The 24,265-nt window shown below is 59.9% G+C and carries 23 protein-coding genes; 12 read left to right on the top strand and 11 right to left on the bottom strand.

The window, feature by feature from the left end; genetic code table 11:
• Window positions 1-104 precede the first annotated feature (104 nt).
• Window positions 105-1,046, bottom strand: a complete 942-nt coding sequence (locus MWU54_RS17995; RefSeq protein ID WP_247086525.1) for an ABC transporter substrate-binding protein — start codon at window positions 1,044-1,046, stop codon at window positions 105-107.
• Between the two features lie 287 nt (window positions 1,047-1,333).
• Here MWU54_RS17995 and MWU54_RS17990 point away from each other — a divergent pair, with 287 nt between their 5' ends.
• From MWU54_RS17990 to MWU54_RS17975, 4 genes are read left to right on the top strand one after another with little or no spacing between them, the layout of a single operon-like run.
• Window positions 1,334-2,584: a sarcosine oxidase subunit beta family protein gene (locus MWU54_RS17990; protein ID WP_247086523.1), complete on the top strand. Its 1,251-nt coding sequence runs from the start codon at window positions 1,334-1,336 to the stop codon at window positions 2,582-2,584.
• A 12-nt stretch (window positions 2,585-2,596) separates the two neighbouring features.
• Window positions 2,597-2,884 (top strand): sarcosine oxidase subunit delta, encoded by a 288-nt coding sequence (locus tag MWU54_RS17985; protein WP_247086521.1) that lies wholly within the window; start codon window positions 2,597-2,599, stop codon window positions 2,882-2,884.
• Complete coding sequence (locus tag MWU54_RS17980; protein ID WP_247086519.1) at window positions 2,881-5,832, top strand: sarcosine oxidase subunit alpha family protein; 2,952 nt, start codon at window positions 2,881-2,883, stop codon at window positions 5,830-5,832. The genes MWU54_RS17985 and MWU54_RS17980 overlap by 4 nt, the downstream gene beginning before the upstream one ends.
• The gene (locus MWU54_RS17975) at window positions 5,825-6,400 is read left to right on the top strand and encodes a sarcosine oxidase subunit gamma (RefSeq protein ID WP_247086517.1); all 576 of its coding nucleotides are present in this window, start codon (window positions 5,825-5,827) and stop codon (window positions 6,398-6,400) included. Before MWU54_RS17980 ends, MWU54_RS17975 begins: the two co-directional genes overlap by 8 nt.
• Before the next feature lie 3 nt (window positions 6,401-6,403).
• Here MWU54_RS17975 and MWU54_RS17970 read toward each other — a convergent pair whose 3' ends face one another.
• Window positions 6,404-7,399 carry a helix-turn-helix domain-containing protein gene (locus tag MWU54_RS17970; protein WP_247086515.1) on the bottom strand — a complete coding sequence of 332 codons (996 nt, stop codon included), beginning with the start codon at window positions 7,397-7,399 and terminating at the stop codon, window positions 6,404-6,406.
• Window positions 7,400-7,523: 124 nt separating this feature from the next.
• Here MWU54_RS17970 and MWU54_RS17965 point away from each other — a divergent pair, with 124 nt between their 5' ends.
• Entirely contained in the window at window positions 7,524-8,177 is a 654-nt protein-coding gene (locus MWU54_RS17965) for an XRE family transcriptional regulator (RefSeq protein WP_247086513.1), read from the top strand.
• Window positions 8,178-8,225: 48 nt separating this feature from the next.
• Here the strand turns inward: MWU54_RS17965 and dmmC are convergent, their stop codons facing one another.
• The 4 genes from dmmC to MWU54_RS17945 form a co-directional block, all read right to left on the bottom strand.
• On the bottom strand, window positions 8,226-9,293 hold the full coding sequence (gene dmmC, locus MWU54_RS17960; protein ID WP_247086511.1) for a dimethylamine monooxygenase subunit DmmC: 1,068 nt from the start codon (window positions 9,291-9,293) through the stop codon (window positions 8,226-8,228).
• On the bottom strand, window positions 9,290-10,276 hold the full coding sequence (locus tag MWU54_RS17955; protein WP_247086509.1) for a PDR/VanB family oxidoreductase: 987 nt from the start codon (window positions 10,274-10,276) through the stop codon (window positions 9,290-9,292). Before MWU54_RS17955 ends, dmmC begins: the two co-directional genes overlap by 4 nt.
• Window positions 10,273-10,875 (bottom strand): dimethylamine monooxygenase subunit DmmA, encoded by a 603-nt coding sequence (dmmA, locus tag MWU54_RS17950; protein ID WP_247086507.1) that lies wholly within the window; start codon window positions 10,873-10,875, stop codon window positions 10,273-10,275. The genes MWU54_RS17955 and dmmA overlap by 4 nt, the downstream gene beginning before the upstream one ends.
• Window positions 10,876-10,943: 68 nt before the next feature.
• Window positions 10,944-12,095, bottom strand: a complete 1,152-nt coding sequence (locus MWU54_RS17945) for an aminomethyltransferase family protein (RefSeq protein ID WP_247086505.1) — start codon at window positions 12,093-12,095, stop codon at window positions 10,944-10,946.
• Window positions 12,096-12,408: 313 nt separating this feature from the next.
• Here MWU54_RS17945 and MWU54_RS17940 point away from each other — a divergent pair, with 313 nt between their 5' ends.
• The 6 genes from MWU54_RS17940 to glnT all read left to right on the top strand — a co-directional run bounded on the left by MWU54_RS17940 (window position 12,409) and on the right by glnT (window position 18,558).
• A complete protein-coding gene (locus tag MWU54_RS17940; protein WP_247086503.1) occupies window positions 12,409-13,782 on the top strand; it encodes an ammonium transporter in 1,374 nt (457 codons plus the stop codon).
• 11 nt (window positions 13,783-13,793) lie between these two features.
• Entirely contained in the window at window positions 13,794-14,012 is a 219-nt protein-coding gene (locus tag MWU54_RS17935) for a hypothetical protein (RefSeq protein WP_247086501.1), read from the top strand.
• 157 nt (window positions 14,013-14,169) lie between these two features.
• Window positions 14,170-15,099, top strand: a complete 930-nt coding sequence (locus MWU54_RS17930; protein ID WP_247086499.1) for a glutamine amidotransferase family protein — start codon at window positions 14,170-14,172, stop codon at window positions 15,097-15,099.
• Between the two features lies 1 nt (window position 15,100).
• The gene (locus tag MWU54_RS17925) at window positions 15,101-15,784 is read left to right on the top strand and encodes a protein GlxC (protein ID WP_247086497.1); all 684 of its coding nucleotides are present in this window, start codon (window positions 15,101-15,103) and stop codon (window positions 15,782-15,784) included.
• Window positions 15,785-15,795: 11 nt separating this feature from the next.
• Entirely contained in the window at window positions 15,796-17,142 is a 1,347-nt protein-coding gene (locus MWU54_RS17920; RefSeq protein ID WP_247086495.1) for an FMN-binding glutamate synthase family protein, read from the top strand.
• An 87-nt stretch (window positions 17,143-17,229) separates the two neighbouring features.
• Complete coding sequence (gene glnT, locus MWU54_RS17915) at window positions 17,230-18,558, top strand: type III glutamate--ammonia ligase (protein ID WP_247086493.1); 1,329 nt, start codon at window positions 17,230-17,232, stop codon at window positions 18,556-18,558.
• Window positions 18,559-18,644: 86 nt separating this feature from the next.
• On the opposite strand, the gene MWU54_RS17910 is transcribed toward glnT, so the two are convergent.
• Genes MWU54_RS17910 through tdm form a run of 4 tightly spaced genes read right to left on the bottom strand, consistent with a single transcriptional unit; the run spans window position 18,645 to window position 22,223 of the window.
• Window positions 18,645-19,040, bottom strand: coding sequence for a hypothetical protein (locus MWU54_RS17910; protein WP_247086491.1), 396 nt, complete (start codon window positions 19,038-19,040; stop codon window positions 18,645-18,647).
• Window positions 19,037-19,420, bottom strand: a complete 384-nt coding sequence (locus MWU54_RS17905) for a hypothetical protein (RefSeq protein ID WP_247086489.1) — start codon at window positions 19,418-19,420, stop codon at window positions 19,037-19,039. The genes MWU54_RS17910 and MWU54_RS17905 overlap by 4 nt, the downstream gene beginning before the upstream one ends.
• Entirely contained in the window at window positions 19,417-19,842 is a 426-nt protein-coding gene (locus tag MWU54_RS17900; RefSeq protein WP_247086487.1) for a group II truncated hemoglobin, read from the bottom strand. The genes MWU54_RS17905 and MWU54_RS17900 overlap by 4 nt, the downstream gene beginning before the upstream one ends.
• Complete coding sequence (gene tdm, locus MWU54_RS17895) at window positions 19,839-22,223, bottom strand: trimethylamine-oxide aldolase Tdm (RefSeq protein WP_247086485.1); 2,385 nt, start codon at window positions 22,221-22,223, stop codon at window positions 19,839-19,841. Before tdm ends, MWU54_RS17900 begins: the two co-directional genes overlap by 4 nt.
• A 147-nt stretch (window positions 22,224-22,370) precedes the next feature.
• Here tdm and MWU54_RS17890 point away from each other — a divergent pair, with 147 nt between their 5' ends.
• On the top strand, window positions 22,371-23,216 hold the full coding sequence (locus MWU54_RS17890) for a DMT family transporter (protein ID WP_247086483.1): 846 nt from the start codon (window positions 22,371-22,373) through the stop codon (window positions 23,214-23,216).
• Window positions 23,217-23,220: 4 nt separating this feature from the next.
• Here MWU54_RS17890 and MWU54_RS17885 read toward each other — a convergent pair whose 3' ends face one another.
• Complete coding sequence (locus MWU54_RS17885) at window positions 23,221-24,090, bottom strand: bifunctional 5,10-methylenetetrahydrofolate dehydrogenase/5,10-methenyltetrahydrofolate cyclohydrolase (RefSeq protein WP_247086481.1); 870 nt, start codon at window positions 24,088-24,090, stop codon at window positions 23,221-23,223.
• Between the last annotated feature and the right edge of the window lie 175 nt (window positions 24,091-24,265).

Here is a 24,265-nt window from a genome sequence, read left to right as displayed (position 1 = left end):
AGAGCTTGGGGACGCTGCTTATGCTGCGCGTCTGCTCGGGATTTGTCTATGAAAAAGCCCTGCCCGACAGTCGGACAGGGCTTATGATCTGCAGGGCTGAACGCTTAGTTCAACCAGGCTTTCCAGACGTCCTGGTTCGCTTCCAGCCACTCCGCTGCTGCTTCATCGGGCTCAAGCTCGTCGACATCCACCAGACGCGCCATTTCAGCAATCTGCGGGTTGGTGAAGCTGATCTTTTCAAGAACAGCGTAGGCGGCAGGCCATTTCTCTTCCATGCCTTCCCATGCGGCTTTCTTCAGGTAGCCATCCGCAGGGTTGCCACAGTCGTACAGGGCATTCGGGTTCGGACCAACAGCCGGATCTTTGTCGCAGCCGTCAACCCACTCTGGGAACTCAACAAACTCACCGGGCCAGACGGCTTCGGCAAAGTTGGGTGTCCAGTTGAAAACCACAACCGGACGCTTGTCCGCTTCGGCAGCACCGATTTCCGCCCAAAGCGCCGCAGCCGAACCCGCGTTGATCACTTCAAAGTTCATATCCAGCGCTTCAACACGCTCTTTACCGTGCTTGAGCCAGTCCACCGGACCGTCAAGGTAACGGCCCTTGGAGCCGGTTTCAGCCGTCGCAAAAATCTCTGCGCAGTCGTTCAGCGCTTCCCAGCTTGGCAGGCCCGGGCAGGCATCCTTGGTCCACATCGGGTACCACCAGTCTTCGCGTGTGACGGCGTTGTGGTCACCCACATCGACGATACCACCCTTTTCCATGGCCGCGCGGAACGATGCGCCAAACGCGCCTTCCCAGACTTCCATTTCAAGCGTGACGTCACCAAGGCGAACCGATTCGTACACGGCCTGGCTGTCGGTGGTCACGTATTCAACGTTGTTGCCCATCTCCTCGAAGATCTGGCCAACCACGTTCGACATCACGATCTGTGATGACCAGTTGTGGATCGGGATCACGATCGGATCAGAGCTGTCAGCCGCGAATGCAGCCATCGGAGCGAAGGCAAGTACACCCGTCGCCAAGGCAGTGGTAAATTTGTTCATGTGTGACGTCTCCCTGTTCGTCATGCGCGTTATTTCGGGTCAGAGCCCAGTGCGCGATAGCTTCAGTCGCGGCGTCCATGCACCCGTATGCGACTGGTCGGGATAAATACCGAAATTTTTACTGTGGATCAAATATTTTTCTTTTGAAGGGCGATCTTCTTGCCTCAAATGTGATCACATAAATCGGATTTTCTATTCGAGATGTCTGATTTGCATGGTTTTTGGTCCGGTATAGTACAGAATCGACCAAGAATTTCGGACATCATTGCGCAAAGGAGTCCGATTCCATGCGTTATTCCGGATTACGGGTTATTAAAGAGGCCTTGACCGGCCACAAAGGCTGGAAACCAGCGTGGCGCGACGTCGAGCCCAAAAGCGCCTATGATATCGTGATCATCGGCGGCGGCGGCCACGGCCTGGCCACCGCGTATTATCTGGCCAAGATCTACGGCCAGAAGCGGATCGCGGTGCTTGAAAAAGGCTGGATCGGTGGCGGCAACGTGGGCCGCAACACGACGATCATCCGTTCCAACTACCTGCTGGATGGCAATGAACCGTTCTATGAATTCTCGCTGAAGCTGTGGGAAGGGCTGGAACAGGACCTTAACTATAACGCAATGGTTAGCCAGCGCGGCATCCTGAACCTGATCCATACGGACGCGCAGCGCGACGCTTTCATCCGGCGCGGCAACGCGATGATGTTGAACGGCGCGGATGCTGACCTGCTGACAACGGCACAGATCAAGGAACGCTACCCGTTCCTGAACACCGAAAACCCCCGCTTCCCGATCAAGGGCGGCCTGGCGCAACATCGCGGCGGCACCGTTCGCCACGACGCGGTGGCGTGGGGCTATGCGCGCGGCGCAGACCGGTTGGGTGTCGATATCATCCAGAACTGCGAAGTCACCGGATTCCTGATCGAAAACGGCACCTGCACCGGGGTCGAAACCTCGCGCGGCACGATCAAGGCGGGCAAGGTTGCCTCCTGCGTGGCTGGATCGTCCAGCCGGGTGATGGCGAAGGCAGGCATGCGGCTTCCCATCGAAAGCCATGTGCTGCAGGCCTTTGTGTCCGAAGGTCTGAAGCCTGTGCTGCCGGGCGTCATCACCTTTGGCGCGGGTCACTTTTATTGCAGCCAGTCCGACAAGGGCGGGCTGGTCTTCGGTGGCGATCTTGACGGCTACAATTCCTACGCGCAGCGCGGCAACCTGCCGGTGGTCGAAGACGTCTGCGAAGGCGGCATGGCGATCTTCCCGATGCTGGGACGCGCGCGGCTTCTGCGCATGTGGGGCGGGATCATGGACATGTCGATGGATGGCTCGCCGATCATCGACAAGACCCATATCGACGGGCTCTATTTCAATGGAGGCTGGTGCTATGGCGGGTTCAAGGCCACGCCGGCATCGGGCTATGTCTATGCCCACCTGCTGGCCCGCGACGAACCCCACCCGACCGCAACCGCGTATCGATTCGACCGCTTCAACCGTGGCTTGATGATCGACGAAAAAGGCATGGGCAATCAGCCCAACCTGCACTGAGGACCGCGCACCATGATCATTCATCACCCGCTGCTTGGCCCGCGCGATGCCTCCGAATTCACGTATCTGGGCGACGCCGCACTGATCCATCGCCCCGACTGGGAAGCCGAAGATGCCCTGGACCAGTTCATCGACTACGGCTACCTGCGCAGCAACCCGGCGGGCCTGCACCGCGAATTGTGGTTTCACGAAGGGGGGGACCGGTCCTGGCTGGTCGTGACACGCGACACCACCACCCATGAAATCACCAAGGTCGAACTGGCGCGCGATGTTGCCAGACAAGAGGGACGGTCGAAATGAGCCAGACGAATCGTTTGAATGGCGGGCTGATCAATCGTGACCGCCCGATGTCCTTCAAGTTTGATGGAAAATCGTTTCAAGGCTACGAAGGCGACACGCTTGCGTCGGCGCTTCTGGCCAACAATGTGCGCCTTATGGGCCGGTCGTTCAAATACCACCGCCCACGCGGCCCGCTGACGGCCGGCTCCGAAGAACCCAACGCAATTGTCGAACTCCGCTCTGGCGCGCGCAAGGAACCTAATACGCGCGCCACCACGGCCGAGCTGTTTGACGGGCTGACCGCCACGTCGCAGAACCGCTGGCCGTCGCTGGCCTTTGACGCGATGGCCGTGAATGACCGTTTGTCGACCTTCTTTGCAGCCGGGTTTTACTACAAAACCTTCATGTGGCCCGCTGCCTTTTGGGAAAAGGTGTACGAACCGATCATCCGCAAGGCGGCTGGTCTGGGATCGCTGTCGCTTGAACCCGATCCCGACAGCTATGACAAAGGCTTCCTGCACTGCGATCTGCTCGTCATCGGTGCAGGCCCAACCGGTCTAATGGCGGCGCTGACCGCCGCGCGCTCCGGCGCAGAGGTGATCCTCGCCGACGAGGATTTCGCATTAGGCGGTCGCCTGAACGCGGAAACCTTCTCGGTTGGCGATCAATCGGCCTCTGGCTGGGCGGCATCGCTTGTTGGCGAACTCTCGGCCATGCCCAATGTCCGTGTCATGCCGCGCACAACCGTGATCGGCGCGTTTGACCACGGGATTTACGGCGCTGTCGAACGCGTGTCAGATCACCTGCCCGTACCGGCAGACGGCAAGCCGCGCCAGATCCTGTGGCGCATTTATTCCAAGCAGGCGATTCTGGCCGCTGGTGCCACCGAACGCCCCATCGCATTCGAACAGAACGACCGCCCCGGCATCATGCTGGCCTCGGCGCTGCGGTCCTACGTCAACCGCTGGGCGGCGACCCCCGCCAAACGTGTCGCGGTGTTCACCAATAACGATGACGGTCACCGCACCGCAGCCGATCTGCACGCGCAAGGCGTCAAAATCGCCGCCGTGATCGACACCCGCGCCGATGGTCCGGTCAGCCGTGACTACGAAGTGCTGCAAGGCGCGCAGGTGTCGGACACAATGGGCCGTCTTGGCCTGACCTTCGTGAAGGTCCAGCTGGCCGATGGCTCCGAACGCACGCTGGAATGCGGCGCGCTTGGCGTGTCGGGCGGCTGGAACCCGAACGTGCATCTGGCCAGCCATCAGCGCGGACGCCCCACATGGCAAGACGACATCGCGGCCTTTGTTCCCGGAGACGCCTTGCCCGTCGGCATGTCTGCCGCAGGTGCGGCTCTGGGGCATTTCTCGACCCATGGCGCGCTGCAAAGCGGCGTTGACGTGGCGACCAAGGCGCTGGACGTCCTTGGCATCACATCCAACCGCCCCACCCTGCCCGAGGCAGAAGACGCCCCGATCAACGTCACGCCTTTCTGGCACGTCGACGGGGCAAAACGCGCTTGGCTTGACCAGCAGAACGATGTTACCGCCAAGGACGTGAAGCTGGCCCATCAGGAAAACTTCACCTCCGTCGAACACCTCAAGCGTTACACCACGCTGGGTATGGCGACCGATCAGGGCAAAACGTCCAATATGGGCGGTCTGGCAATCATGGCCGAACTGGCAGGCAAGTCGATTCCGCAGGTCGGCACCACCATTTTCCGCCCGCCCTACACACCGACAGCCATTGGCACGCTGGCAGGCCGGTCGCGCGACGAGGATTTCCGCCCGGTGCGCAAGACTCCGTCCCACACATGGGCCGAAGAACAAGGCGCTGTGTTTGTCGAAGTGGGCATGTGGCTGCGCGCGCAGTGGTTCCCGAAAGATGGCGAAACCCATTGGCGGCAATCCGTGGACCGCGAGGTGTCACAGACCCGCAAGTCGGTCGGCATTTGTGACGTGACCACCCTTGGCAAGATCGACGTGCAAGGCGCTGATGCGGCGACCTTCCTCAACAAGATTTACTGCAACCCGTTTGCCAAAGTTCCGGTCGGTAAGGTGCGCTATGGCCTGATGCTGCGCGAAGATGGCATCGCCATGGATGACGGAACCGCCGCGCGACTGGCCGAAGACCATTTCGTCGTGACCACAACCACCGCCAACGCGGTCGGCGTGTACAGGCACATGGAATTTGTCCGTCAATGCCTATTCCCGGATCTCGATGTGCAACTGATCTCGACCACCGAAGCCTGGGCGCAGTATTCCGTCGCAGGCCCCAACGCGCGCGATCTACTGCAAAAGGTGGTGGACCCGGAGCACGACATCTCAAACGAGGCATTTCCCTACATGGCCTGTGGGGAAATCAGCATCGGCGGCGTGCGCGGCCGGTTGTTCCGCATCTCTTTCTCGGGCGAACTGGCCTATGAAATCGCGGTTCCGACGCGCTACGGCGATGCGCTCATCCGCAAACTTGTGGCCGCTGGCGAAGAATTCGACGCGGTTGTCTATGGCACAGAAGCCCTTGGCGTGATGCGGATTGAAAAGGGTCACGCGGCTGGCAATGAGCTGAACGGCACCACCACCGCGCTCAATCTTGGCATGGGCCGGATGGTGAACAAGAAGAAAGACAGCATCGGATCAACCCTGTCGGAACGCGAAGGTCTGAACACCGAAGACGCGCTCAAACTGGTTGGGTTCAAACCCGTTGATCCCAGCAAATCCGTCCCGGCAGGCGCGCACCTGATGACCAAAGGCGACAAAGTCGATGCGGCCCACGATCAGGGCTACATCACCTCGGCCTGTTATTCGCCCAACCTCGGACACCATATCGGCATTGGCTTCCTGAAATCCGGCGACACCCGTCTGGGGGAAATCGTTCGGCTTGTCAGTCCGCTGACCGAAGTTGACCACGATGTCGAAGTTGTCAGCGCACATTTCATTGACCCCGAAGGAGACCGTCTCCGTGTCTGACCGTTCCAACGACATGATCCCGCGCACGCCGCTGGGCGGCACTGAACCCCGTGTGGACACACATGGCCCGGTCACCCTGACCGAGGTGACCAACACCGCCATCGCGTCCTTCGCGTCCCGGTTGGGTCAGGAATCGACAGCGCAAGACGTGCTGGCCAAGTTCCTTGGCACGCCGGTACCAGAGGCCGGTCGCGCCGTGTTCGGCGACGCGCTTGGTGCGTTCTGGACCGGCCCGGACCAGTGGATGGTCACCGCACCACACACATCGCACGAAGACCTGGCGGCGCAGTTGGTGCCACTGGCCAACGGATCGGCCAGCATCACCGAACAGAACGACGCCTGGTGCCGCTTTGATCTGTTAGGCGACGGATTGGCCGACGTGTTCGAACGGCTCTGCCCGTTCAATATCCGCGCCTGTTCCGGAGGAGAGGCGACGCGGACCAGCATTGACCATCTGGGCTGTTTCGTGGTGGTCGCAGACCCGACGCATATCATGGTGATGGGTCCACGCTCCTCGGCCGGGTCGTTGCATCACGCGTTGATGACGGCCATCCGCTCGGCCCACTGACCGTTACACCGACGGCACCGACAGATTGCCCCGGACCCGGAACAGATTGATCCGGTTCCGGTCTTCCTTGGGGGTGACGCCAAACGCAGTGTGATAGTGTTTCGCAAAGGTCTGCGCGCTGTTATAGCCCACCGCGGCCGCAACGTCGCTCATCCGGTCATTGGTATAAAGAACCATCTGTCGCGCCGCATCCATGCGCAGTTTGCGATAGTAATGCGTCGGGTTCAGGCCGGTTGACTGCTTGAACGACCGTTCCAGATGGCGCGGCGAGATCCCAAGCGTGTCGGCCACAGACCCGACCGAAATCGGTTCCTCGATATGTTGCGCGAACATTTTCACCGCCCGTTCGACCAACGGCGGGAACTGCGCACCGGCTGTATCCCCGCTCAGCGCCGGGATGGCCTGATCGACCCCTTCGCGGCGCATGACGGGATGCTGAAACCAACACGCCACCTCTGTGGCCAGCCCCGCACCAAGCCGCTTTTCGATGATGTGCAATGACAGATCAAACGCCGCCGCAGCACCAGACGCGGTCAGCAGCGTTTCGGAAATTTCGATCACCCGGTCCGAACTGCGATGCGACGGGAACTCTGCATCAAAGGCAGATTTATAGCACCAATGCACAGACAATGGTTTGTCGCCGGCAATGCCCGCCCGCACCAGCGGGAACACACCGCCACTGACCGCCCCCACAATCGTGCCGTGGCGCTGTAAGGACCGCAATTTGCCAGAGGTGGATTTCGCCTCGAACTGGGCTGTGGGGGAAGACAGCAGGATCAGCAGATCCAGATCGTCCACATCGTCGAGCACATGGTTGGGTTCAAACTCGACCAACGCGCTGGCTTTGACCTTGCCCGCTGTTTCCGACACCAGATGCCACTCAAACGCAGCCTGCCCCGAGATTTCATTCGCCGCCCGCATCGGTTCGATCATCGACGTCAGACAGGCCATCGGAAAGCCGGGGAAGATCAGAAATCCTGTTGAAAACGGTTTCGCCATCGGGGTCACACTCAATTAATGCCGCGAATTTATACTGACAGGAAAATTTCTGGCAATCACAAGAAACTTCACTAAACTATTCATATGGACGTGCGACACGACGCTAATTAAGGAGACCGTGAGTATGGAGATAGCCGAAACGGTACCCGAAATGATAGTGCGTCTTACGCAGGATCCGCATGCATCCCGCACAGTCCGCGAGAAAGTGCTCGAAGTTGCGATCGGCCGAGAGGTGCGCAGCTTTCGCAAGGCACAAGGGACAACCGTTGCCGAACTCTCGGAACGGACCGGCCTGTCGGTCGGGATGTTGTCAAAGATCGAGAACGGCAACACGTCACCGTCGCTGTCCACTTTGCAAACGCTGGCCAACGTGCTGTCGGTGCCGCTCACCTCTTTCTTCCGCCAGTTCGAAGAACGGCGCGAAGCGGTGCATACCAAGGCCGGTCAAGGCGTTGAAACAGAACGCGAAGGCACGCGCGCGGGGCACCAATATACGCTTCTGGGGCACATTGGCAGCAACGCCAGCGGCGTGATTGTTGAGCCGTATCTGATCGAACTGACCGCCGAAAGCGATACATTCGAAACGTTCCAGCATGGCGGGATCGAAACGATCTATATGCTGGAAGGCGCGATTGACTACCGACACGGCGCTGACGTTTTTCCGCTGCGACCGGGCGATACGCTATTTTTCGACGCGGATGCGCCGCACGGGCCGGAAAACCTGGTCGATCTGCCAGCGAAATACCTGTCGATCATTTCGTACCCGCAGAACACCTAAGGCATTCAACGTGAACGAGAAAGCCCCGCATTTCGCGGGGCTTTTCTATTATTTCTGAAGCGGTGGTTCGCTTTCAAGATCCGGGAACACCCCCGGGCTTGTCGGCAGGCCATCGTCAAACTTGCTCAGGTAATCAAGCATCATCGGACGATTGTCGATAAAGCCCTTATACGTCGCCAGTTCTTCGGGCAGATCGCGGATCACACGGTGCAAACGGCGACCCCATTTCGGCATCGACACAAGGTCCTGGAACGCAATCAGGTAGCACCGGATCGGGAACAACAGCGCATTCGACCGTGGCAACCGGTAGAAGGTCTGCAATTCCACGCGCAGGTGCTGTTTGGACCCGATATTCTCGGGCGTCAGCGTTGTCTTTTGAACACCCCATTTGTGATAGTTTTCCGGGCTGGTATCCAGCAGCGGATTCACCGTCATGGTCCAGTTCAGACGCCGCGCCGGGGCCCCTTGCTGAATGTTCAGCAGGAATTTCAGCGCGCGCTTGAAAATACCCATCTCGTGGGCCAGCGGAACCGGCGCATGCCATTCGAAGAAGTCCATGCCGATGTCGAAATCGAGGCTCCAGTCCGCCTGCGTCGTGATCATGCCGGCGTCCATGTAAAGCATCTCGTCCCGCTGATCGAGAACGGCAAAGTCCCCCTGCGCCTGCCGCGTGATGTATTCCAGCGGATCGCAAGGCAGCGTTGTTTCATCAAGGAACGTGAACGTGTGGTCGATGCCCATCGGCTTGTTGATCCAGCGCCAGCGATCACCGTCGCGGTGCAGTTCGAACAGGTCCGGGTAATCCTCGGATTTGCTGACCATGATCAGTTCCAGCGTGTCCCACCCGGCCAATGTCATGTGCGGCAGGCTCTGGCAACGCAGCGGATCATCGGCAAGAACCATTGCCCGGTCCCGCATCTCGGACACGTAATGCTCGTCCACATCGAAGCGCTTTTCGTACACAGACCCTTCCGGCCCGCCCCGGTGCTGCTCCATGTTCACCGAATACATGTAGCTGTCTTCGTGGAACGGGAACGGAAAGCGCTTGATCGCCCACTCCGAATTGCGGAACGAATAATCGTCGCGGAATGTCTCTTCGTTGAACTGAATGGTCATCTGTCAAGCTCCAGGGATTTGCCGACAAAGCGGCTGACGCATGGCATGATTTTCTGCCCACTTGCATGCTGGTCATCGTCCAGCCAGTGGTCGCGGTGGACGAATTCACCGTCATAAGACACCACGTCGGTTTCACACTGCCCGCAGGCACCGCCACGGCACAAGAACGGCGCTTCCACACCTTCCCGTTCCATCGCTTCCAGCAGGCTTTCGTTTTCGCCGACCTTGATCGTCTTGTCCGATTTGCACAGCCGCACTTCGAACGGCGCGCCCGGCTGGGGTGCCATGAATTCTTCTGAATGCACCTGCGCATCCGGCCAGCCCGATGCGGCTGCGGTGGCGTGCACCCAGTCGATCATGCCTTTCGGGCCGCACACATAGGCATTGGTGCCCAAAGGCTGACCATCCAGAAGCGACTCCAGCGGGATCGCGTCGTTCTGATCGTCGTAATAGACATGCACCTTGTTCGGGAACTTGTAGCGCAGCTCATCAACATACGTCCCAAGCGCCTCGGTCCGAACCGCATAGTGCAGTTCCCAGTGGCCGTTCATCCGCTCAAGCTGTGCAATCATCGACATGAACGGCGTGATGCCGATACCACCGGCAAAGAACAGATGCTTGCGCGCCCGCAGATCCAGCGAAAACAGGTTCACCGGGTAGGTCAGCGTCATCTCGTCGCCAACCTTCACGCGGGTGTGCATAAACAGCGATCCGCCCCGGCCCTGATCATCCCGACGCACCGAAATGGCGTAGGTCGACGTATCGGCGGGATCGGACATCAGCGAATACGGGTTCAACCGCGTGCGCCCGTCATCCTGCATCGTCACAACGGTATGGGCGCCACCGGAAAAGGTCGGGAACGGCGCACCGTCGGTCCGCTTGAATTCGAATCGTGTCACGAGGTCGTTCAACGGAACAACCGCGCTGACGGTGACCGGGATTTGTTCAGCGCCCGGTTTGGCTTTCTGAGGGGCAGCGCTCATGAATACAGCTCCACAGGATCTGGGATATTTCCGGGATCTTCCGCATCCACGCGCACGCCCTGAAAGGCGGCGAGACGGCGGGAATAGTGATCGCGGACAAAAAGATGCAATCCACAATGCGCGCATTGGAATGGATCATGCATGACGTCTTCGGTGATTCCCTTGCAGTGCACGCACTGCATCCGGCGTGCGACCGACCCGCGATGTTCGGTCTGGATCGCGGTGTGCGGGATACCGGCCTGCATCGCTTCGTTCTGCGCCTGCCCCATCAATCCCTCGGTGCCGGTCAGGTACACCTGCAACCCCTGATGGGCATGGGCCAGCACGTGACGCAACCGCTGAAGCGACGCCTCGTAAGACGGGCCTTCGTAATACTGCGCGGGGTTCAGCGCCCTCAGCTTGTCCGAATAATCGGTGCCCTTGGGAATAAAGATGATGTGCGCCTTGGCAATCAGGTCGGCGTCCTGCGCCGCCAGGTCCAGAATAGCCTCGGCCCCTTCTGCGTCCGCGATCAACAGATGCGCTTTGCCGGGACGCGGTTCCAGCGTGCCGTAGACGGGCCTGCTTTTGATGCTTTCCGGGAATTGAAACTTTGACATCGCTTGCGTCTCTCGCCCTTCTTTAATTCAAAAAGAGCGTGCCAATCGGCACGCTCTGTTTTTCTGGTTTAGCCTTTTGCGGTGCGGATCGACTTGTCCTTATCGTAGAACGGCATCTCTTCCGCAGTTGCGGCCAGTTCGGTGCCATCCGGCTGCTTGACCGTCAGCTTGGTTCCGGCAACCGCCACCTCTGGCGACAGACGGGCAATCGCAACGGAATAACCGTTCAGTTCGGACGACAGACCATAGGTGATCACACCCACGTCCTTGCCGTCATGCAGAACGCGCGCATGCATCTCCATCTGGTCCATCGCGTCGCCGGACAACTTCACACCGTAAATCTTGAACCGCTCCTTGCCTTCCAGCGCGTAGTGGTTCTCTGCACCGATAAAGCCAGTTTTGCCGGGGGAAACGGTGAAGTCGAGTCCCAGTTCCCAGAGCGTATCGCCGCAGGGTTCGTCGTCGAACGGGAAGGTTTCCGAGTTGTCGCCGGGATAGAACAGCAGGTAGCTTTCGATGCGCAGCATATCGAGCGTGCTGAACTGTGTCGGACGCACACCCATGTCTTTGCCCGCCTCCAGAATGCTGTCCCACAGATGCACCGCATCCTTGGCACGGCAGAAAATTTCGTAGCCACGCTCACCGGTATAGCCCGTGCGCGAAATCATCACGTCACGGCCATAAAGGCGTGTCTGCATCAGACCGAAATAGGACAGGTCCCGCACAGCCGGGATTTCTTTGGCCAGCAGATCAACCGCAACCGGACCCTGCAGCGACATGTCATGCAGGTCGTCATCAAAGATCACGGTGCAGTTCTTGCCCGCCGCAACGGATGTCAGCTGCTCCATGCCGGTGCCGGTGCCATGCACAACCAGCCACGAATTCACCGCGATGTGGTAGATGATGCAGTCGTCAACGAACTTGCCCTGGTCATTCAGGATCGACGCATAGGTTGACCGGCCGGGCGCGATCTTTTCGACGTTGCGGGTGGTCACACGATCAATCACATACGCCGCGTCTGCACCGGTAACGTGCACCTTCTTGAGTCCGGACACATCCATGAGCCCCGCCTTCGTGCGGATCGCTTCATAGTCCGCCTTGGCGCGTTCGGGCGTGTGGTCGTAAAACCATGCCGTGCCCATGCCGTTCCAATCTTCCAGCTCACCACCGATTTCGGCGTGACGCTGTGCAAGTGCGGATGTCCTCCAAAGAATAGCCATCTCGGCCCCCCTATTCTCATGTCTTGTGATTAGTGTTGGCGGCATTCAGACTGATAGACCTGCAAAAATCAATACTCATGTGCAGATTTTTTTCCTCTCAGGCAAAATTTGCAGCGCGTCGCTTGACCCTGCGTCACACGCAGAGCGCGAATGTCTGCGGCGCGTGACGCGCAGGCGGTGTCCCACAGCCTGTGCGACACAAAAAAACCAGCCCCCAAGACTTGACAAAACACAACACCGGCAAGCAGCCTGATTAAAAAAATATTCCTACCGGGCAAATAAAACCGGTCAACAACAGTGAGGGACACAAAAAGTGGATGGAAACCTAAACGCACTGACGACGGTGTTCACCGAGTTTTATTACTGGGTGACGGTCGTCTTCATGTTCTTAATTCACGTCGGCTTCTGCATGTATGAAGTCGGCGCAAGTCGCCGCCGCAACCACATGCATACGTTGATGAAGAACGTCATGGTCATACCGCTGGTCACCGTGACGTTCTTTTTCTTTGGGTGGTGGATTTACTGGGCGTTCCCCATGTTCCCGTTCTTCGGCGGACTTGATCTGGAAGCCGGTGCCGCGAATCTGCCCTGGTCGCAGAACATGGCCACGAATCTCGACGACCGGATCACCGGCGTGTTCTGGGCGGCCTTCCTGCTGTTCTCCTGGACAGCGGCGTCCATCGTGTCCGGATCGGTCATCGAACGGATCCGATCCTCTGCATTGTGGGTCCACGCGGTTCTGATCGGCTCGGTCTGGTGGATCATCGACGCCGCCTGGGGCTGGCACTACGGTGGCTGGATGGTCAAATACCTTGGCTACCACGATGCCTACGCCTCTGGTGTGATCCATGCCATCGCCGGGGGATACGCGCTGGGCGTGATTACCGTGCTTGGACCGCGAATCGGCAAATTCGCTGCCGACGGCACCCCTCGGGACATCCCGCCGCACAATCCGTGGATGCTGACCATCGGGATCTTCCTGATCTACACCGGTTTCTGGGGCTTTTACGCCGCGTGCAACGTGCCCGCGATTTCCCCCGAGGCCATCGGCGGACAGATCACCGGCACAACCTGGACCGCAACCAACATCTATCTCGCGCCCACATCGCTTTCGGCGATCACCTTCAACTTCCTGATGTCGCTCTCCGGCGGTCTGATGGCGGCTTACGTGATCTCGCGCGGGGATGCGTTCTGGACCTTCTCCGGCGGTCTGGCCGGGGTCATCACCGCGTCGGCGGGCAACGACCTCTATCACCCGATCCAGTCCATGATCATCGCCGCCATCGGCGTCGTGATCGCCTACAAACTGCACTACTGGGTTGAACGGAAGTTCAAGCTGGATGATGCGGTGGGGGCCGTGGCTGTTCACGGATACGCGGGTTTCATCGGTCTCGTGATCGCGGGATTTGTCCTTTGGGGCGCGCCGTCGTCGCCATTTGAAGGCTACGCCACGATCAACCCGCTTGGCCAATTCCTGGGCGCAATGATCATGTTCTTTGGCCTGGGTTTCCTGCCGGCGTTTATCGTCGCCAAGATGCAGGCCGCAGCCGGTGTTTTGCGAATCCCCGAAGAGGTGGAACTCGAAGGTCTCGATTACGCCGAGAACCACGCCTACGAGGACGCAAAAGAGGCCATCATTGAAGCCGACAAAGCCTATCTCGCGAGCAAAGCGCGGCCAGCAAACTAAGGAGAGACCAGATGTCTACCATTGGATACGAAAACTGGGCCGTTGATCTGGCCGAAGTGGGCCCCATTTACCCGATGCAGGGATGGGAAATCCCGATGACGATTGTCGGCGTCCTGTTCTGGCTGGGATGGCACCGGATCCAGTTTGTGCGCGAGCGCAAGCACCTGGAAGCCGCCAGCCAGCGGGCTCTGGATCACGAAAAAGTCCAACGATCCGTTGAACGGTACTGAGCGGTTCAACCGACACAAGAACAAATGGGCCCATGCCGGGCCCATTTTTCTTTTGACTGAGATGAAAATTTTATTCTTCACAGTTGAGAGAAAAAATCTTTGGTGCTAACGTTTCGGTCGAAGGCTCACATGGAGCCGCTTGGGGAGAATTTTACTCATGTGTGGAATCGTAGGATTATTTTTGAAGGACAAGGCGCTTGAGCCGCAGCTTGGCAGCCTTCTGACGGACATGCTGATCACGATGACAGATCGTGGACCAGACAGCGCCGGCATCGCCATCTATGGCGACGGCTCTGCCGATCACGTGAAATTCACGGTGCAGTCCAACACGCCAGACGTCGATTTCGATGGTCTGGACAAAGACCTGTCCGATGCGCTGGGTGCGAAAATCGACGTATCCGTCAATTCGACACATGCCGTTCTGAACGTGCCCGCAGCGTCTGCGGATGTCCTGCGCGCCACTCTGGCCAGCATTCGTCCGAACGTGCGCCTGATGAGCCGCGGCGAAACGCTTGAGATCTACAAGGAAGTGGGTCTGCCCAAAGACGTTGCCGCGCAATTTGGCATCTCTGGCATGCATGGCACACACGGCATCGGCCACACACGCATGGCAACCGAATCAGCCGTGACCACCATGGGCGCGCACCCGTTCAACACCGGTGACGATCAGTGCCTCGTGCACAACGGCTCATTGTCCAACCACAATTCGCTGCGCCGCAAGCTGCGCCGCGAAGGCATCCATATCGAAACAGAAAACGACACCGAAGTGGGTGCAGCGTACCTCACCTGGAAAATGCGCGAAGGCGCATCGCTGGGCGAGGCACTGGAAAGCTCGCTCGACGATCTTGACGGTTTCTTCACCTTTGTCGTCGGCACGAAGGACGGCTTCGGCGTGGTCCGCGACCCAATCGCGTGCAAGCCCGCCGTGATGGCCGAAACCGATCAATACGTCGCCTTCGGGTCCGAATACCGTGCGCTGGTCAACCTGCCGGGCATCGAAGATGCACGCGTCTGGGAACCAGAGCCCGCAACCGTCTACTTCTGGAGCCACAACTCGGCCCCAACAACGACTGAGAAGGCCGCCTAATATGCAAACACTCGATCTTCAGGAAATTGGCCTCCGCCAGGTCAACGCGCAGCTTCACGCGCAATCTGAAACCACGAATCAAACCGCCTGGGAAATCGTCAACCCAAAGGGTGCGCACGCCATCGCATGTGGATTGAACGCGCCGATTGAAGTCACCGTCAAAGGTTCGACCGGGTATTACTGCGCGGGCATGAACCAGCAGGCGACCGTGAACATCGACGGCTCTGCCGGCCCCGGCACAGGTGAAAACATCATGTCCGGTAAGATCGTGATCGAAGGCGACGCCAGCCAGTATCTGGGCGCGACCGGTCACGGTGGCCTGATCGTGGTGAAAGGTAACGCTTCGTCCCGATGCGGCATCTCGATGAAGGGTGTGAACATCGTGGTTCAGGGCAATATCGGCCACATGTCCGCGTTCATGGGCCAGTCCGGCAACCTCGTTGTCTGCGGCGACGCGGGCGACGCGCTTGGCGACAGCTGCTACGAAGCCCGCTTCTTTGTGCGCGGTTCGGTCAAAAGCCTTGGTGCAGACTGCATCAAAAAGGAAATGCGCCCGGAACACCTGGAGCTGCTGAAATCCCTTCTGGACGAAGCCGGGATTGACGCTGATCCCAGCGAATTCACCCGGTACGGTTCGGCGCGCAACCTGTACAACTTCGACGTCGACAACGCCGCCGCGTATTGAGGATACCAGACATGAACAAACACGATCCCAGGGGTATCCCCCACACAACGCCGCGCCAATCCGCGACGTTCACGCAAGACATCAACAGCGATATCCGCCGCGCAGCCGCGACCGGTATCTACGATATCCGCGGTGGTGGTGCGAAGCGGAAGGTCCCGTCCTTTGACGACCTTCTGTTCATGGGGGCCTCGATTTCGCGCTACCCTCTCGAAGGCTACCGCGAGAAATGCGAAACCTCCGTCACCATCGGTGGTTTGCATGCCGAAAACCCGATTGAACTGGATATCCCGATCACCATCGCGGGCATGTCCTTTGGCGCGTTGTCCGGCCCGGCGAAAGAAGCATTGGGCCGCGGCGCGTCCGCTGCGGGCACGTCCACAACCACCGGCGACGGCGGCATGACACCGGAAGAGCGTGGTCACTCGACCAAGCTTGTCTACCAGTACCTGCCCAGCCGCTATGGCATGAACCCCGACGACCTGCGCAAAGCGGACGCGATTGAAATCGTGGTTGGCCAGGGCGCAAAGCCCGGCGGCGGCGGTATGCTGCTGGGTCAGAAGATCTCGGACCGCGTGGCCGAAATGCGCAACCTGCCCAAGGGCATCGACCAGCGCTCGGCCTGCCGTCACCCGGATTGGACCGGCCCCGACGATCTTGAGATCAAGATCCTCGAACTGCGCGAAATCACCGGCTGGAAGGTTCCGATCTACGTCAAGGTTGCGGGCGCGCGCCCCTACTATGACACCACGTTGGCGATCAAGGCAGGCGCGGACGCGGTTGTTCTGGACGGGATGCAGGGCGGCACAGCGGCCACACAGGACGTGTTCATCGAACATGTGGGCCAGCCCACGCTGGCGATCATCCGCCCGGCCGTTCAGGCGCTTCAGGATCAGGGCATGCACCGCAAGGTCCAGCTGATCCTGTCCGGCGGCATCCGCTCGGGCGCGGACGTGGCAAAGGCGATGGCCCTGGGTGCCGACGCGGTTGCCATCGGCACGGCGGCGCTGATTGCTCTGGGGGACAACGACCCGAAATGGGAAGCCGAATACAACAAGCTGGGCACCACCGCCGGCGCGTATGACGATTGGCACGAAGGTCAGGACCCTGCGGGCATCACCACGCAAGACCCAGAGCTGATGGCCCGTTTCGACCCGGTCGAGGGCGGACGTCGCCTGCGCAACTACCTCAAAGTGATGACGCTCGAAGCGCAAACCATCGCACGGGCCTGTGGCAAGAACCACCTTCACAACCTCGAACCAGAGGATCTTGTCGCCCTGACAATGGAAGCCGCCGCCATGGCGCGCGTGCCACTGGCAGGGACAGACTGGTATCCGGGAAAACCCGGTACAGGCTTCTGACAAAACCCATTACCAAAAGGGCGCGGACCAGAAATGGAACGCGCCCTTCTCATTTCCGACTGACTCAAGACCACAGGGAACACACAAATGGCAATTGACCTCGCCAAATTCGCCGAGGAAAACGGCGTTAAATACTTCATGATCTCCTTCACGGACCTGTTTGGCGGACAGCGCGCCAAGCTGGTGCCGGCCCGCGCCATTGCGGACATGCAGGAAGATGGCGCCGGATTCGCAGGCTTTGCCACATGGCTTGACCTGACACCCGCGCACCCCGACATGCTGGCGGTGCCAGACCCCGATGCGGTGATCATCCTGCCGTGGAACAAGGAAATCGCCTGGGTGCCTGCGGACTGCGTCATGGAAGGCAAACCCGTCGAACAGGCCCCGCGCAACGTGCTGCGCCGCCTGATTGCCGAAGCCGCCGAAGAAGGCATGCACGTCAAAACCGGGATCGAAGCGGAGTTCTTCCTGCTCACCCCAAACGGCAAACAGATCAGCGACGAATTCGATACCGCCGAAAAGCCCTGCTATGACCAGCAGGCCATGATGCGCCGCATTGATGTCATTCGCGAAATCTCGGATTACATGCTGGAACTGGGCTGGAACCCGTACCAGAACGACCACGAAGACGCGAACGGCCAGTGGGAAATGAACTGGGATTACGACGATGCCCTGAAGACCGCTGACAAGCATTCGTTCTTCAAGTTCATGGCCAAAAGCGTCGCCGAAAAACACGGCTACCGCGCGACGTTCATGCCAAAGCCCGTCGAAGGCCTGACCGGCAATGGCTGCCATGCGCATATTTCCGTCTGGGACGCGCCCGGCGCGGATTCCAAGGTCAACGTGTTTGCAGGCGAAGGCGAAGGCCAGACCGGCGAAGTGGGTCTGTCGGAACGCGGCAAGCACTTCCTGGGCGGCATCATGAAGCACGCCTCGGCACTGGCCGCGATCACCAACCCAACGGTGAACAGCTACAAGCGCATCAACGCGCCACGCACCACGTCCGGCGCGACCTGGGCACCCAACACCGTGACATGGACCGGCAACAACCGCACGCACATGGTTCGTGTTCCGGGACCAGGCCGGTTCGAACTGCGCCTGCCCGACGGTGCGGTGAACCCCTACCTGCTGCAGGCTGTGATCATCGCGGCGGGTCTCTCCGGCATTCGCTCCAAGGCGGATCCCGGCAAGCGTCACGACATCGACATGTATGCCGAAGGTCACAAGGTCCGCGGCGCGCCCAAGCTGCCTCTCAACATGCTCGACGCGCTGCGCGAATATGACAAGGACAAGGGCCTGAAGGCCGTGATGGGGGAAGAATTCTCGTCCGCCTATCTCAAGATGAAGATGCAGGAATGGAATTCCTTCGTGTCGCACTTCTCTCGCTGGGAGCGCGAGAACACGCTCGACATCTGATTTTTACCAAGTGGTAAAACACCGCCGCGCAGCCCGTCTGCGCGGCGTTTTTTATTGGGCGGCGCGCACCCTGATGTTGAACGGATTTAGTCTGAAGACGCGGCGCGGCGCAGAAACACAAAGCTGCGCCCCAGCGCGCCCTTGTCCTTCAGCGACAAGCTGACCTCCTGCCCGCCGACCTGCGCAGTCAGCTGGTCATAACTGTCGGGATGATTGACCGCCGCCCCCTGCATCGTCACCGGCCCGTCAGCACAGCTGCGCAACAGCGCGGACATCTCGTCAAACCGCTGTCGCGCGGCGTCGGCGCGCAGGGGAAAGCTCCAGGAACAATCCTCGGACACCCCGCCCCCCAGTACCCGCGAAAGAGTACAGGTCGCGCCCTTGGGTTGGTCCTGTCCCGCGTCAAACACAGCGCAGGTGTCCGCCTGCACGACGCCAGCTAAGCCCAGAAGCGCAGCGCCGATCAGCGCTGCGCGGATCATTCGGAAACCAGTTGTTGACCGTCCAGAACCTGAAACGGCGTCGGCGGGGTGGATTTGGACACCCAGTAATAAGTGTCGCCATATTCCATCACGAACCAGCCTTCCCAGCTTTCATCCCCCGGCCAGATGCTCTGGTATTCCAGCTCGGCGTCATCCACGCGCCATGTCCCCCGGGCAGAGCGCGCCCCGTCCTGCGTAAAGATGGTCACCCCATCCGCGCCGAAAAACTGGCGGTATTTGACACCGTCCCAGCGCCCGACAGCCGTGTTGTCCGTCAGAAGCGCACGGATTTCGTCACCCGTCAGCTTGACCGCCTGCGCCTGCGCTGCGCCCGCAAAGGCACAGATCGCCAACACAGACCAGCGCAACGCTGCTCTCAAGGCGCTTCTCCGACGCGCCAGTCCGGCACATCATTGACCAGCATCAACGCCGCCCGCCGCACGGTTTTGCGCAAAGCGTCGATATGCGGGCCGGAATGACCGCAGTCGTCCAACGCCCGGTCCCAGACCCCAAGCCAGGTTTCCGCGTCGACCTCTCGGATCGGGACATGCGCGTGGATTTCGCGCAAGTCCATATGCCCGTTGCGTTCGCGGTAATAGGCCCGCCCGCCCATAAAACCGGACATGAACTCGACCTGCGCCTCGCGTGTATGGTCAAGCCCGTGCCCACGGAAATGCAAGCGGTGGATGTCATGCGCCTCCGGTTCCGTCTCCATCAGATCGTAGAACCGATGGATCAACGTCCGCAGCGCCTCTTCGCCGCCGATCTTTTCGATCAGGGTTTCTGGACGCGGCGCCGTCATGAGCGTGGCTTCGTCTTGCCGGGATCGTAGGCCGCAAGATCGGCGCGCACGGTTGCGGGCAAGCGTTTCTGGTGCCCGTCCAGCTTGCCGATCTCAACCTCGGTGCCCGCGTCCGCATGGGCCACGTCGATCCGCGCCATCGCGATGTTCCGCCCGAGCAGAGGCGACCGCATGGAGGAACAGATCTCGCCCACCTGCGCGCGCCCGATATGCACGCAATCGCCGTGGTCCACCGATACGTTCGATCCGATATCAAGCCCCACCAGCTTGCGCATCGGGTTTTCCTTGCGACGGATCAGGGCGTCCCGGCCAATGAAATCATCCGTTTTCGACTTCAGCGGGCAGGTAAAGCCGATCCCGGCTTCGAATGGGTCGGTCTGGTCGCTGAAATCATACCCGGCAAAGATCAGACCGGCCTCGATCCGCACCATGTCCAGCGCCTCCAGCCCCATCGGGGCCAGACCGTGGCCCTGGCCCGCTTCCCAAACCGCGTCAAACACCTCGGGGGCATGCTTGGGGTGGCAGAAAATCTCGTAGCCCAATTCCCCCGTATAGCCGGTGCGGCTGACCACGATCGGAATACCGTCATGGTCTCCGATCCGCGCGGGCGTAAAGCGGAACCATGCCAGATCGTCAAACTTGGGATGATGCGGCGCTGTCCACACAAACTTGCGCAGGATGTCCCGGCTTTCCGGACCCTGCACCGCGATGTTGTGCTGCATGTCCGTCGAAGACCGGATCAGCACCTTGAGACCCAGCTTGTCCGCTTGCTCGCGGATCCACTCACCGCCGTAATCCGACCCGCCGATCCAGCGGAAATTGTCCTGACCCAGACGGAACACGGTGCCGTCGTCGATCATCCCACCATGCTCGTAGCACATCGCCGAATAGACCACGCCGCCAATCGGCAGGGTCTTCATGTTGCGGGTAAAGATGTACTGGCACAGCGCTTCGGAATCCGGCCCGGTGATTTCAAACTTTCGCAGCGGCGACAGGTCCAGCACCACCGCCTTTTCGCGGCAGGCATGGTATTCCTGGATCGGCCCTTCCGTGGCCATGCAATTGGCCAGCCAATACCCGTTATATTCGATGAAGTTGTCGGTGAACCGGTCGAAACGGTCATGGAAACCGGTTTGCTTGGTCATTTTAGGCTCCGCGTCTGGGGTGGGCCGATAGGCCACCGATCTTTGGAAGGTTTCCTTGCCGCTATAGGTGCGCACATGGATATCGGTCGGGTTCCAGCCATTGGCCGGGCTGGTGTCATCGGGACAGGCCGACGACACGCAGACAAGGTCCGTCAGCGCGCGCATCAGCACGTAATCCCCGGGCCGCGACCACGGTTCGTCGGAATACATCACACCGTGCTCATCCAGCGCGGTGTTGAAGAAAAAGTTGATCGCCATCCAGCCCGCACGCGGCGTAACCCCGTGTTTGCCCAACGCGCCATTGAAATTGTCCGAACAATTCACGTGCCCCGGATAGCCGATGTCATCGTAATATTTCGACGAACAGGCCAGCGCAAAGGCGTCATGGCGTCCGCAGGTGTCCTGGATCACCTCCAGCAGCGGCACCATATCCTGATCGTAATACTTCGCATGCAATCCCGGCATGGGATAGGCATGCTCCATGATCGTGCGCGTCGTGGTTACATCAAGCGCGTGTTCGATCCCCTTGTCGAGCTTGCGGGCATCAAAACACTGGAAATCGGTGCATTGGCGGCCATCCACATCAATGATCTGGATGTAGTCCCCCGCCTTGACGAAATAGCTTTCGGCGGTCTGGGTGTGAACCCGGATATCCGATACCGGATCGGCCAGGGGATCCGGCAATTCGAACCGCGCCGCCGATTTGAGAACCGCCCGACGCACATAGATCGTCAGCGGCGTCGCAGTGTCCTGCGCCTCGAAATCCATGATGCCGCTTGTGTTTGGATGGGGGGCCGCAACGATCAGCACACCTTCGCGCTGCGCCGTGACCTCGACCTTGTCGCCTGCCGGGGTGCTGCTGTCGAAATGCTTCACGGCGTCGCAACCGGCCAGATCAATCCCGCGCGCCTCAAGGCCCAACCGCAGCGACCGCAGGCTTTGGTCCGACCCGGTCAAAAGCGCCATAAGCCCTGTCGGAGCGCCCTGCCCCTGTGCCTCGATCAATCCGGGATCACTCTTGCCATCCGGACCGCATGCCACCAATTCGCAGGGTTGCCCGCCTTCGGTGTTGATCACCTCGACCCGGTCACCGGGTTCCAGCCTCACAAGGATCGCACCGCAGCCCTCGACCACATAGCGTTCCGTGCCGGGTGGCATGGAAAAAACCAAAGGCTCAAAGATTCCGCTGGGTTTCGGTGGTCCCGGCACCACCTGTGGATAGATGTCGTCCAGCATCTTATGTCTCCCCCGCTGGTCCCACATAGCAGAAATCAGAATTTGCATACGTGGAATAAAAGTTTAATCTAAAGAATAACACCTATTCTCAGCCATGCAAGCGTCTCAAGGGGGCTCTATGCCGACAATTCTCATCGCGGGCCACTCATGACAGCGTTGGGCCTGGGTCTGATCGCCGCGCTGTGCTGGGGAATCCACGACATCACGATCCGCTATCTCAGCCGCACCGTGCCGCTGATGGCAGCGCTGCTCTTTGTGCTGATCGTCGGCGCCCTGTTCCAGACCGGCGTGATTCTGGCCACCTCCACCCGCGTGCACCTCACGCCAACGGCGCTGCTGTTGTCGATGGGCGCGGGTCTTGCGTTCCTGGTCGCCAGCCTTGGCCTCTACTACGCCTTCGAACGCGGACCGGTGCGATTGGTGGCACCGGTGATTGCCAGCTACCCGGTTCTGTCGCTGGCCTTTGCGGTGGCCTTCGGTGCCACCATCACGCCGCTGCAGTTTCTCGCCGTTCTGGCGATTGTCGCAGGTGTCGGCCTTGTTGCCGCGCTGTCGGATGGCAGCGATGCCAGCTATCCCCCTATCGGCCCCACGATCGCGCTCTCGGCCCTGTCTGCGGTGGGCTTTGCCAGCACGTTCAAACTCGGGCAACTGGCGGCAGACATCTCGGGCGAGCTGTCCTCGACCCTGATCGCGCGCGCCACAGCCCTTGGCCTGCTGCTGATCCTGATGAGCCTGCGCCGCACGACCTTCTGGCCGGGCAAGGCCGCGCTTCTTCCCCTTGTCGTCATGGGATTCCTTGATGGCATTGCCCTGCTGGCCGTGATCTCGGCAGCCCCCCTGCCCAACCCGGAATACGCCGCCGTCACATCGTCGATGTTCGGCCTGCTGACCATTCTTCTGGCCTGGGTCTTTCTGCGCGAACGCATGACACTCCCCCAATGCGGGGGATGTGTTCTGGCGTTTGCGGGTGTGGGCTACCTCGCGCTGTAGACCGCTAGTCCAGCCAGCCTGCCGCGATCTGCCGCTGGTGTGCGACGGTGGCGTTGCGCATCAGGATCGCCACGGTCACCGGTCCAACACCGCCCGGAACCGGGGTCACCCAGCCTGCAATTTCTTTCACCGCGTCGGTGTCCACGTCGCCAACCAGCCCCTGATCGGTCTGGTTGATGCCGATATCGATAACAACCGCTCCCGGTTTGATCATGTCCGCACCAATCAGATGTGCCTTGCCCACGGCCACCACCACAACATCGGCCCGCCGCGAATGCATCGCCACTGAACGCGTCATGTGGTGACACACTGTCACCGTGGCCCCTTCGGCCATCAGCATCATCGCCGCCGGTTTGCCCACGATTTCGGAATGGCCCACCATGACCACCTCAAGGCCTTCCATGTTCAGCCCGGTTTCCCGCACCAGCTCCACAGCCGCCGCAGCGGTACAGGGCGCAAGCGCGACGTCGTTGTAGATGATGTTGCCGATGGAGGCCGGGTTCATGCCTTCGACGTCTTTCAACGGGTGGATCGCCGATTGCAGCGACCGCACATTGATATGATCCGGCACCGGACGTTGCAGGATCACCCCCAGGACATGAGGATCGTCGTTCATCTGCTGAAGGCGCGTCTTGCATTCTTCCTGCGTGATATCCCCGTCCCAGAACACCTGCTCGAACGGCAGGTTCACCGATGCGGCAACTTTCGCCTGGTTGCGCACATAGACCGCAACTTCGGGGATGTCCCCGATGGCAATCGAAACGAGTTTGCCAATGCCCGGCTGCGCCTCGATATAGCGTTCGACATCCCGCAAAATGCGTTTGCGCACGCCAATGCCCTTTAGCAGGCGGGGGTCTTCCACAGACTGTGTCACGCCGTTTGTCCTTCTGTTTGTTGAATTGAGCTTGACCCGCGAGGATCAGGAGCATCGGTCAACCGCCCTGCAGAGCCAGGGGCAAAAGCCTTTCCGTCGATAACCTGTGCTGACATGGTCATGCTCCTTTTGGTGATCTGTGGGTCAGGATGGTGAGCGGTGGTCTATGTCGGAG

Source organism: Marivita sp. S6314 (assembly GCF_023015985.1).
GTDB lineage: Bacteria > Pseudomonadota > Alphaproteobacteria > Rhodobacterales > Rhodobacteraceae > Marivita.
This window is presented reverse-complemented; position numbering and strand designations above follow the sequence as displayed.

Coding starts and splice junctions, on each gene's coding strand:
- MWU54_RS17890 (WP_247086483.1), top strand. CDS start 22,371: ATGACAGCGTTGGGCCTGGGTCTGATCGCCGCGCTGTGCTGGGGAATC.
- MWU54_RS17995 (WP_247086525.1), bottom strand. CDS start 1,046: ATGAACAAATTTACCACTGCCTTGGCGACGGGTGTACTTGCCTTCGCT.
- MWU54_RS17910 (WP_247086491.1), bottom strand. CDS start 19,040: ATGATCCGCGCAGCGCTGATCGGCGCTGCGCTTCTGGGCTTAGCTGGC.
- MWU54_RS17925 (WP_247086497.1), top strand. CDS start 15,101: ATGCAAACACTCGATCTTCAGGAAATTGGCCTCCGCCAGGTCAACGCG.
- dmmC (WP_247086511.1), bottom strand. CDS start 9,293: ATGACCATTCAGTTCAACGAAGAGACATTCCGCGACGATTATTCGTTC.
- MWU54_RS17980 (WP_247086519.1), top strand. CDS start 2,881: ATGAGCCAGACGAATCGTTTGAATGGCGGGCTGATCAATCGTGACCGC.
- dmmA (WP_247086507.1), bottom strand. CDS start 10,875: ATGTCAAAGTTTCAATTCCCGGAAAGCATCAAAAGCAGGCCCGTCTAC.
- MWU54_RS17970 (WP_247086515.1), bottom strand. CDS start 7,399: ATGGCGAAACCGTTTTCAACAGGATTTCTGATCTTCCCCGGCTTTCCG.
- MWU54_RS17955 (WP_247086509.1), bottom strand. CDS start 10,276: ATGAGCGCTGCCCCTCAGAAAGCCAAACCGGGCGCTGAACAAATCCCG.
- MWU54_RS17920 (WP_247086495.1), top strand. CDS start 15,796: ATGAACAAACACGATCCCAGGGGTATCCCCCACACAACGCCGCGCCAA.
- MWU54_RS17990 (WP_247086523.1), top strand. CDS start 1,334: ATGCGTTATTCCGGATTACGGGTTATTAAAGAGGCCTTGACCGGCCAC.
- glnT (WP_247086493.1), top strand. CDS start 17,230: ATGGCAATTGACCTCGCCAAATTCGCCGAGGAAAACGGCGTTAAATAC.
- tdm (WP_247086485.1), bottom strand. CDS start 22,223: ATGCTGGACGACATCTATCCACAGGTGGTGCCGGGACCACCGAAACCC.
- MWU54_RS17900 (WP_247086487.1), bottom strand. CDS start 19,842: ATGACGGCGCCGCGTCCAGAAACCCTGATCGAAAAGATCGGCGGCGAA.
- MWU54_RS17930 (WP_247086499.1), top strand. CDS start 14,170: ATGTGTGGAATCGTAGGATTATTTTTGAAGGACAAGGCGCTTGAGCCG.
- MWU54_RS17945 (WP_247086505.1), bottom strand. CDS start 12,095: ATGGCTATTCTTTGGAGGACATCCGCACTTGCACAGCGTCACGCCGAA.
- MWU54_RS17935 (WP_247086501.1), top strand. CDS start 13,794: ATGTCTACCATTGGATACGAAAACTGGGCCGTTGATCTGGCCGAAGTG.
- MWU54_RS17965 (WP_247086513.1), top strand. CDS start 7,524: ATGGAGATAGCCGAAACGGTACCCGAAATGATAGTGCGTCTTACGCAG.
- MWU54_RS17985 (WP_247086521.1), top strand. CDS start 2,597: ATGATCATTCATCACCCGCTGCTTGGCCCGCGCGATGCCTCCGAATTC.